Annotated in this window: 5 protein-coding genes and 1 pseudogene; all 6 read right to left on the reverse strand. The window is 68.1% G+C overall.

Going from position 1 to position 9,965, the window contains the following annotated elements; genetic code table 11:
* Positions 1-532: ABC transporter permease (locus Q8M82_RS02780; protein WP_305689857.1), on the reverse strand; the 532-nt coding region annotated here is incomplete at its 3' end.
* Between the two features lie 190 nt (positions 533-722).
* Entirely contained in the window at positions 723-2,321 is a 1,599-nt protein-coding gene (locus Q8M82_RS02785; RefSeq protein ID WP_305689858.1) for an ABC transporter substrate-binding protein, read from the reverse strand.
* A gap of 157 nt (positions 2,322-2,478) precedes the next feature.
* A complete protein-coding gene (locus Q8M82_RS02790; protein WP_305689859.1) occupies positions 2,479-4,131 on the reverse strand; it encodes an ABC transporter substrate-binding protein in 1,653 nt (550 codons plus the stop codon).
* Between the two features lie 219 nt (positions 4,132-4,350).
* Complete coding sequence (locus Q8M82_RS02795) at positions 4,351-8,001, reverse strand: error-prone DNA polymerase (protein WP_305689860.1); 3,651 nt, start codon at positions 7,999-8,001, stop codon at positions 4,351-4,353.
* A 10-nt stretch (positions 8,002-8,011) separates the two neighbouring features.
* A complete protein-coding gene (locus Q8M82_RS02800; protein WP_305689861.1) occupies positions 8,012-9,556 on the reverse strand; it encodes a Y-family DNA polymerase in 1,545 nt (514 codons plus the stop codon).
* Positions 9,462-9,965: pseudogene (locus Q8M82_RS02805) on the reverse strand (hypothetical protein); the annotation flags it as partial. The pseudogene Q8M82_RS02805 and the gene Q8M82_RS02800, both read right to left, overlap by 95 nt.

The following is a 9,965-nucleotide window of genomic DNA, read 5'->3' on the forward strand; positions in this document are numbered from 1 at the left end:
CCCACTTCCACGGCGCCGAGCCGCCCGGCACCGCCCCGCCCGGCGGCAGCCAGCCGAGCTGCACCGAGAACACGATGACCATCACCATGCCCAGCCAGTAATGCGGCACGGAGACGCCGAGCACCGCCAGCATGGAGGCGAACTTGTCGAGATAGGAGCCGCGGAAATAGCCGGCGACGAAGCCGAAGAAGCAGCCGAAGACGAAGCCGATCACGGTCGCAAGCCCCGCGATCAGCAGCGTGTTGCCGACAGCGCGCCAGACCTCCGCGGCGACGGGGCGGCCCGTCGCGATCGAGGTGCCGAGATCGCCCTGCAGCGCCTTCATCAACCAGAGCCCGAACTGCACCGGCAGCGGCCGGTCGAAACCGTAGATCTTGCGCAACTCGTCCTGCATCGCCTGGGAAGCGTCGGGCGGCAGCACCGAGGTCAGCGGATCGCCCGGCGCGATATGGACGAGTAGGAAGCAGAACAGGCTGACGCCGAAGGCGACGGGCAGCACGTAGAGGATGCGCTTGGCGAGGTATTTCAGCATGGCAATCGCCTTGGCACTGTCCGTTCACTCAAACGCGCCGTCATCCCGGGCGAAGCGCAGCGAAGACCCGGGATCCATTCCGGAGCGCAGATCGGACCGGCTCCGGAATGGATCCCGGATCGGCGCGGCTTCGCCGCTTGTCCGGGATGACTCGCGCTTTTCTTGTGTTCGCTCCGAGCCAAGAACAACCTCACTTCGCCATGGTGATCGCCGAGAAATCCTGGAACCAGTTCTGCGCCTGGACGAAACCCTTGACCTTCGGGCTCATGGCGCGCGGATTCACGTCGTGCGTCACCATCAGGAACAGGGCCTCGTCGACATATTTCTCGTGGATCTTCTGCAGCACCGCCGTCTGAGCGGTCGCGTCGAAGGTGTTGCGGACCTGGTCGAAGAGCTTGTCCATCTCCGGATCGCAGTACATGCCCCAGTTCGTGCCGGCCGGCGGCTGCAGGTTGCACTGCAGATGGCGGATCAGGCCCGTGAAGGGGTCCTGGATGAAGTAGGTGTAGTTCATCCCCGTCGCCTTGCGCGAGGATTCATGGTTGGCGCCGGCCCGCCAGATGTTGATCAGCGTGTTCCACTCGACGACCTCGAAGTCGATCTTGATGCCGACCTCGGCGAGGTTCTGCTGCACGAACTCGTTCATCGGCAGCGGCTGCATCTGGCCCGAGCCCGACGGCGCGATCAGGATCTTGGTCTGGACCGGCTTGGCCGGAGAGAAGCCGGCCTCCGCGAGCAGCTTCTTGGCCTCGGCCTGGTCGAGCTTGAGCTTGAACTTGGGGTTGCCGAACCACTGGTGGCCGGGCGGATAGAAGCCCTCGGCCGGGATCATCAGTCCGCCGAGCAGCTCCTTCAGCCCCTGCCGGTCGACGGCGAGGTTGGCGGCCTTGCGGACGCGGATGTCGTTCCAGGGCGAGCCCTCGGCGCGCGACAGATGCCAGGTCCAGTTGTGCGGATAGGCGTTGGTGATGATCTGGAAGCCGGCCGTCTTGAGCGAGGGGATCAGGTCCGGTGACGGCGCCTCGATCCAGTCCACCTGCCCGGCACGCAGCGCGGCGGCGCGGGCATTGGCCTCCGGCAGCGGCAGCAGCACCATCTTGTCGAGCTTGGGCACGCGCGCCTTGTCCCAATAGCCCGGGAAGGGCGCGAGTTCGGCGCGTTCGCGCGGCTGGAAGGCCGTAAGCTGCCACGGGCCGGTGCCGGACGGCGTCTTGGCGAAGGCCTCCCAGCTCTTGCCGAGCTTCTCCCACTGCGCCGGCGAGGACATCATCACCCAGGCGATCTGGTAGGGCAGCGTGGCGTCGGGCGCCTTGGTGGTGATCTCGACCTTGTACTTGTCGATCACCTTGTAGGCGGCGACGGCGGGAATGCGCGAGCGGCCCTGGGCCGCCTGGCGCTGGTCGAACTGCGGGGAATCGTTCTTCAGGAGCTTGTCGAGGTTCCAGACCACGGCGTCGGCGGTGAACTCCGAGCCGTCATGGAACTTGACGCCCTCGCGCAGGACGAAGGTCCACTTGGTCTTGTCGGTCGCATCGACCGACCAGCTCGTGGCGAGGCCGGGCGTCAGGTCGGAGGCCTTGTCGGCCTTGCTCAGGTCCCAGTTGATGAGGCCGTCATAGAGCGTATAGCCCATGAAGCGCATGCCCTCGCCGCCCTGGTCGGTCTGGCCGGTGGTCAGCGGGATGTCGGAAGCGGTCATGCCGATCCGCAGCGTGCCCTGAGCCTGCGCCGAAGCTGCAAAGAAGGACACGCCGGCGGAAAGCGTCAGGGCACGGGCGGTGCGGATCATGGGTGGCTCCGGGCTGGATGGGTTCCAAACTGGCTTCGCAAGGGCTGTGCCAGCGGCCGATCCTCGAGCCGTCATGCTCGGGCGAAGACCCGAGCATCTCCGGAACGAGATTCTCGGGTCGGCGCTTCGCGCCGCCCGAGAATGACGCGATCGGACGTTAGTCCATCGACATCGGAGCGAGGTCGATGAACCAGCTCTTCGGCTGGACCACGCCCTTGACCTTCGCACTCATGGCCCGAGGTCCGACGTCATGGGCGACCCAGACGAACGGCGCTTCCTCGACGATGCGGGCATGGAGCTTGGCCAGCGCCGCATCGCGCGCCGCGCCGTCGAAGGAGGTGCGGGCATCGGCGATGAGCTTGTCGAACTCGTCATTGCCGAAATAGCCCCAGTTGTTGGAGACCGGGGGATAAGTCTTGGTCGAGGTGAAGCGCACCATGGCGAAGAACGGGTCCATCGCCGCGAAGGTGACGTTGGTGGCGTTGGCACCGCGGGCATTGGCGTGCTTGGCGCCCTCGCGCCAGTTGGTGAAGACGGCATTCCACTCGCCGACCTCGAGCGCGACATCGAAGAAGCAGTCCTTCAGCGCCTGCTGCATGAACTCGTTCATCGGCAAAGGCTGCATCTGGCCCGAGCCCGAGGCGGAGGTCAGCACCTTCACCTTCGCCGGCTTGGCGGCCGAATAGCCGGCTTCCGTCATTAGCTTCTTGGCGGCCGCGAGATCATACTTGATGTCGAAGCTGGGGTTGCCCCACCAGGGATGGCCGGGCGGAACGGTGCCCTTCGGGATCTCCATCAGCCCGCCGAGCAGCGTCTTCAGCTCCTCGCGGTTGACGCAGAGATTGGCGGCGTGGCGTACGCGCTTGTCGACCCAGGGCGAGCCCTCGACGAAGGAGAGCTGCCAGGGCCAGACATGCGGCTGGGCGTTGGTGTAGACGGTGAAGCCACGCTGCTTGATCTGCGGCACGGCGTCCGGCGAGGGCGACTCGATCCAGTCGACCTGGCCCGAGAGCAGGGCTGCGGTGCGGGCATTGGCCTCCGGCAGCGGCAGCAGTACGACGCGGTCGATCTTCGGCACGCGCTTGGGGTCCCAATAGGCCTTGTTGGCGACCATCTCGAAGCGCTCGCGCGGCGAGAGCTTGACGCCCTTGAACGGGCCGGTGCCGGACGGATCGGCCGAGAAGGCTGCCCAGGCCTGCTTGGCGCGCTCGGCCGGATCGGTGACCGAGGCCGGCACGGCGGCGAGCTTGGCGGCCCAATGCGCCGGGGACGCCATGAACAGGTTGGTCAGGTTGATCGGCAGGAAGGCATCGGGCTCGCTCGTCGTCAGCTCGACGGTGAGCGGGTCGATCGCCTTGGCGCTCTTCAGCGTCGGCATGCGCGAGACGGTGACGCCGATCTGGTCCGGGGCGAAATGAGCGGCCTCCTTGTTCAGGACCTTGTCGACGTTCCAGACGACGGCGGCGGCGTTGAAGTCGGACCCGTCCTGGAACTTGACGCCCGGACGCAGCTTGAAGGTCCACTTCGTCTTGTCGGTGGCATCGACCGCCCATTCGGTGGCGAGGCCAGGGATGACGACGCTCGCCTTCTCGGCGGAGGAGAGATCCCAATGGGTCAGCGCGTCATACATCGGGATGCCGGTGAAGCGGTTGCCCTCGAAGCCCTGGTCGGGCTGGCCATGGGTCCGCGGAATGTCCGCCGCTGTCATGCCGATGCGCAGGACCTTCTCCTGGGCGAGCGCGCCGGTGACGAGCGCCGTCGAAAGGCCGAGGCCAAGGAGGGCCGAGCGGGTGATGCTGGATACGGACACGTTTGTCTCCCCTATGGTTGGCCGCGTGCTCCTGCGAGCGGCGGCACGAGGTTAGCAACGGGCATGCCATACAAAGGTCGTACGACTTGAACTTTGGGATAGCGCCTCAGAACTAAGGAGCTCCGCCATTTTGCCCAGGAGTGCGGCGGCGGGGCATCGCAGGTATGCGACTGGGATCTCCTGCTCATTGATTAGGCATATTGAGCATGAATGCAGCAATCAATGAAAGTCGCGGGATTTCGGCAGGATGCGGACGTCGCGTGGATGCCGCCCGCGCGGCGGCTGGGGATGCTTGAATTCGTCGGCGCGCGTCAGGGTGATCGTGGCGCTGTGGCTCTCCGACAGGCTCGCCAGATCGGCCGTGCGGTCGATGACGCGTTGCGCCATCAGATGGACCACGCCCTCGGGGCTCTTCTGCACCCTGCCCTCGATCTGCAGCAGGCGCCCGCTCATGACCTCGCGCCGGAAGCGCTCGAACAGGCGTGCCCAGAGCAGGATGTTGGCGATGCCTGTCTCGTCCTCCAGCGTGATGAAGATCGCCTTGCCATTGCCGGGACGCTGGCGCACCAGCACGACGCCGGCGGTCGCCGCCCAGCTGCCGTCGGGCCGACCCTCGAGCTCGGCACAGCTCAGGACGCGGTCGCGCCGGAAGAGCGGCCGCAGCATGCCCATCGGGTGCCCCTTCAGCGAGAGCCGGACCGTCTGGTAGTCGGCGACGATCTGCTGCGGCAGCGGCATGAGCGGCAGCGGGACGGCCGGCTCCTCGCCCAGTTCGCGGGCCTGGGCGGCGGCGAAGAGCGGCAGGGCCTCGTCGTCCGGCAGGCGGCGTACGCCCCAGAGCGCCTCGCGGCGGTCGAGCCCCAGCGACCGGAAGGCGTCGGCATCGGCGAGCAGCCGCATCGCGCGGCCCGGCAGATCAGCCCGGCGCATCAGCTCCTCGACATCGGCATAGCCCCCGCCCCGCCGCGCCGCGATGCGCAGACCCCATTCCTCGCGGAAGCCGTCGATCTGGCGGAAGCCGAGGCGAAGGGCGAAGGAACTCCGTCGCGTCCCGCCCCCCTCAGCCCTCATCCTGAGGAGCGCCCCAGGCGCGTCTCGAAGGATGGCCGGAGAGGCTCCCGAGGCATCTGGACCATCCTTCGAGACGCCGCTGCGCGGCTCCTCAGGATGAGGGCTGTGGGTTTCGGAAAACTCTTTCGGGTCATCCCGGACGAAGCGAAGCGAAGCTCCGGAATCCATCCTGGAGCTCCGGCGTCCTTCGATGGATTCCGGATCTACGCCGCTGCGCGGCTTGTCCAGAATGACGGATCTGTCTGTCGGCAACTCATGATCTGGGTCGAAATACTGCTCCAACCCATTGTCCCAGAAGCTGGCATTCACGTCGATCGCGCGCGGCTCGACGCCGCCGATCTCCTGCGCCTCGCGCACGATCTGGGCGGGGGCGTAGAAGCCCATGGGCTGCGCGTTCAGGAGCGCGCAGGCGAAGGCCGCCGGGTGGTGGCGTTTCAGCCAGGAGGAGATGTAGACCAGCTTGGCGAAGGAGGCTGCGTGGCTTTCCGGGAACCCATAGCTGCCGAAACCCTTGATCTGCTCGAAGCAGCGCCGGGCGAAATCCGGGTCGTAGCCGCGCCCGATCATGCGGCTCACCATCAGGTCTTCGAGCTGGCCGATGGTGCCGACATTGCGAAAGGTCGCCATCGCCTTGCGCAGCCGATTGGCCTCGATATCGCTGAACTCGGCCGCGACCATGGCGAGCTTCATCGCCTGCTCCTGGAAGAGCGGCACGCCGAGCGTCTTGTGCAGCACCTTGACCAGTTCGTTCGGGTCATGAGGCGGCTTCGGCGATGGATAGACGACGTCCTCGAGTTTCGACCGCCGCCGCAGATAGGGATGCACCATGTCGCCCTGGATCGGGCCGGGACGCACGATCGCGACCTGGATGACGAGGTCGTAGAACTCCTTCGGCCTGAGTCGCGGCAGCATGTTCATCTGCGCCCGGCTCTCGACCTGGAAGACGCCGAGCGAATGGCCGCGCTGGAGCATTTCATAAGTCGGCGGGTCGTCGACCGGCACGTCGGCGAGGCCGATATCGATGCCCTCGTGCTCACGCAGCAGGTCGAAGGCCTTTCTGATGCAGGTCAGCATGCCGAGCGCCAGCACATCGACCTTCATCAGGCGCAGCGCGTCGATGTCGTCCTTGTCCCATTCGATGAAGGTGCGATCCGGCATCGCGGCCTTGCCGATCGGGACCAGTTCGTCGAGGCGCTCGCGCGCCAGAACGAAGCCTCCGACATGCTGCGAGAGATGGCGCGGGAAGCCGAGCAGGCGGATGGCGAAGCCGACGGCGCGCGCGATCACCGGATTCGTCGGGTCGAGCCCGGCCTGACGGACATGCGTATCGGCGATCTCGCTGCCCCAGCTCCCCCATTGCGTGCCGGCGAGCCTGGCCGTGACGTCCTCGGTCAGCCCCAGCACCTTGCCGATGTCGCGGATGGCGCTGCGTGGCCGGTAGCGGATCACGGTTCCGGCGATGCCGGCGCGGTGTCGGCCGTATTTCTCATAGATCCACTGGATCACCTCCTCGCGCCGCTCATGCTCGAAATCGACGTCGATATCGGGCGGCTCCTTGCGCTCTTCGGAGATGAAGCGCTCGAACAGGAGATTGCCCTCGGCGGGATCGACCGCCGTGATGCCGAGCACGTAGCAGACGGCTGAATTGGCTGCGGAACCTCGCCCCTGGCAGAGAATGCCGCGGCTGTCGGCAAACTCGACGATCTGGCGGATGGTCAGGAAATAGCGGGCGTAGTCGAGCCTGGCGATCAGGGCGAGCTCCTTGTCGAGCAGGGCCTGCACATCGTCCGGCACGCCGGCCGGATAGCGGATTTCACGGCGCCGCCTGACCAGCTCCGTAAGCCAGCCCTGCGCCGTCCAGCCCGGCGGCACGGGCTCGTCTGGATAGTCGTATCGGAGCTGGCCAAGATCGAATTCGATGCGCGAGAGAAGATGGCCGGTCTCCTCGATCGCCTCGGGCGCATCGCGGAAGAGCCTCGCCATCTCCTGTCCACTCTTGAGATGACGCTCCGCATTGGCCTCGAGCAGCCGCCCGGCCCGGTCGATGACGACGCCCTCGCGGATGCAGGTGAGCAGGTCCTGCAGGTCGCGCTGCTCGGGGGCGTCGTAGAGCGCGTCGTTGGTGGCGAGTAGCGGGGTTCGGGTCGCGGCCCCGACCGCCTTCAGGCGGGCGAGCCGGCGGCGATCGTCGCCGCGGCGATGCATGGCAGCGCCGAGCCAGACTGCGCCCGGCGCGGCCTCCTCGAGCCGGGCCAGCAGCGCCGGCAGGCCGTCGAGGCTGCGGCCGGGCATCAGGATCAGCAGGAGATCGCGTGCATCGCCCAGCAGATCGTCGATGTGCAGGACGCAATCGCCCTTCTTCACGCCGTCTTTCAGATTGCCCCGGCTGAGCAGCCGGCAGAGCCGGCCCCAGCCGGCTCTGTTGGCGGGATAGGCGACGATATCGGGCGTGCCATCGGCGAAGACGAGCCGGCTGCCGGTGACGAGCTTGAAAGACCGCGCCATCTCCCTGAGCTGGTCCGCAGTGAAGGGCAGATCGGCGAAGGCCGGGTTCTCCAGCCAGAAATATTCGCCCGGGCTGCCGCCCTCGCGGATTTTCTCCGGCGCGGGCAAGCCGTCCTCGCGGATGTCCCTGAGCGCGCTCCAGGCGCGAACCACCCCGGCGACCGTGTTGCGGTCGGCCAGCCCCAACCCGCCATGGCCGAGCAGCAGCGCGGTGAGCAGCATGTTGGGCCCGGGCGAGGCCCCGCGCAGGAAGGAAAAATTCGTTGCGGCAACGAGTTCGACATAAGCGCTCATATCTCGAATCTCACGCGAACAAGCCGTGCAGGAACCAGCGCGGCGGCTCGGCGCCCTGCTCGTAGAGCCCGGCGCGGAAAAGCCAGAAACGCCGGCCTTGCGCGTCCTCGACGCGATAATAATCGCGCATCGGAGCTTGAGGCCCGTCGCGCCACCATTCCGGTGCGATCCGCTCCGGGCCTTCGGCGCGGGCGATCTCGTGCAGCACACGCCGCCATCTGAACCGCAGAGGCGGGCCGTCGGGCACCTCGGCCAGGGTCTCGACCGGCTGCGGCGGCTCGAAGAGCTGGAGCGGGCGGGCCGGCGGCTCGTTCGGCTGCGGCGCCGGCCAGACGACGCCGGAGACCTCGGCGGCGACCGGAACGGCGCGGGCCTCCCGGCGAGGATCATGGCTGTCCTGCGCCACGAAGCGCAGCACCCGGTCGCGGCCGAAGCGCGCCACCAGCCGGTCGACCAGATCAGCCACCGCCTCGTCCTCGACCGCGCGGCGGTCGAGGCTGGCCTGCGCCTCGTTCAAGGGTTGGCAGATCGGCACGGCGAGCCGGACGGCGTCGAAACCGAAGCCGGGATCGAGCGGATCGGCCAGCGCGTCGATGCGCTCGCGATAGAGCCTGAGGATGGCCTTGGCGTCGCGGGAGGGCCGCCCGGTCTCAATGCCCAGCCTCCTGACCGCGCCGTCCGTGCGGAAGAAACTCACCTCGAAAGCGCGGCCGCCCTCGCCGCGCTGCTCCAGCAGGCGCACCGCCTCCCCGATCAGCCGGGTCACGACCTGCTCCAGCCCTGCCGCATCGAGCATCGGCTCAGCGAAATGTCGCTCGACCAGGCAGGCCGGCGGCGGGCGCAGCGGCGTGAGCCGGGCATCTTCATGGCCGAGCATGCGCCGCAGCCGCGTCACCAGATCCTCGCCGAAACGGGCCGACAGCGCCTTGGAGGGGCGCTCCGCGAGATCGGCCAGCGTCCTCAGGCCCGCGCGGGTCAAGGCGAGCGCGGTCTCGGCCGGAAGCTCGAGCGCCGCGACCGGCAGCGGCCGCAGCCAGGCCTCGTCCTGTCCGGGCGGCACGATGTCGCCACAGCCGAAGCGCGCCAGCGCATGGGCAGCCTCGGGCGTACCCGCGACAGCCGAGCGGAGCGCGAGGCCGCCGCGCCGCATCCAGCGGCCGAGCGTCGCCAGCAGCGCGCTCTCCCCGCCGAAGAGATGGGCGCAGCCGGTGATGTCGAGCAGCAGGCCCTGGGGGCGATCGAGCGCCACCAGCGGGGTGAAGCGGTCGCAGAAGGCGGCGAGCCGCATCAGCAGGGCTTCGTCGGCCTCGGGCTCGGCCTCGATCGCGATCAGCCCGGGAATGCGGGCTCGCGCATCGGCCAGGGTCAGGTCCCGCGCCAGCCCCAGCGCCAGAGCCCGCTCGTCCCCGGCGACGAGGCGAAGCGCATTGCCGCGATGGGCATAGACGACCAGCGGGGCGTCAGCCGGTGCGCCGGATGTCGGGATCCGGCCCTCCCGCCGCAGCCGGTCGGTCGGCAGGAAAGGGAACCACAAAGCGAGATAGCGGCGTGGCATCGGGGCTGGCTCTGGGTTGCTGGGTGGTCTCGTCGCGGCCGGCAGCGGCCTGATGGTTTCGGACGTCGCTCTCCTGGAAAGATTGTCGGTCACGGCTCCACTCCACACGCCACTCACACTCACCCAGCCCCCCGCGATGCCGCAGCAATCTGAGGCTGAAGGCGGGGGCTCCCGGTGCATTCGCCTCCAGCGCCCGCGACGGCAGGGACGCGACCTGCCAGCGGGTCGAGGCGGCGCTCGGTTGCGGCGCCACGGCGGCGCGCAGCACAAGCGTCGTCGCGCCCGAGCCTTCCGCCGCCAGGGCCAGGCGCCGGCTCGCGGTCAGATCGAGGCGGCGCGGCTCACCCCAGGGCTCGATCAGCACCGCCCCCAGCGCCGGGCAGCGGGCGGCCTCCGCCCCGGCCCGCAG

Origin of the sequence: Allobosea sp. (genome assembly GCF_030694325.1) — a bacterium.
In the GTDB taxonomy this organism is placed as follows: Bacteria; Pseudomonadota; Alphaproteobacteria; order Rhizobiales; family Beijerinckiaceae; genus Allobosea.

Bases quoted from the DNA above. Each gene is read 5' to 3' on its own strand.
- Q8M82_RS02800 (WP_305689861.1), bottom strand. From the start codon at position 9,556: ATGCCACGCCGCTATCTCGCTTTGTGGTTCCCTTTCCTGCCGACCGAC.
- Q8M82_RS02795 (WP_305689860.1), bottom strand. From the start codon at position 8,001: ATGAGCGCTTATGTCGAACTCGTTGCCGCAACGAATTTTTCCTTCCTG.
- Q8M82_RS02785 (WP_305689858.1), bottom strand. From the start codon at position 2,321: ATGATCCGCACCGCCCGTGCCCTGACGCTTTCCGCCGGCGTGTCCTTC.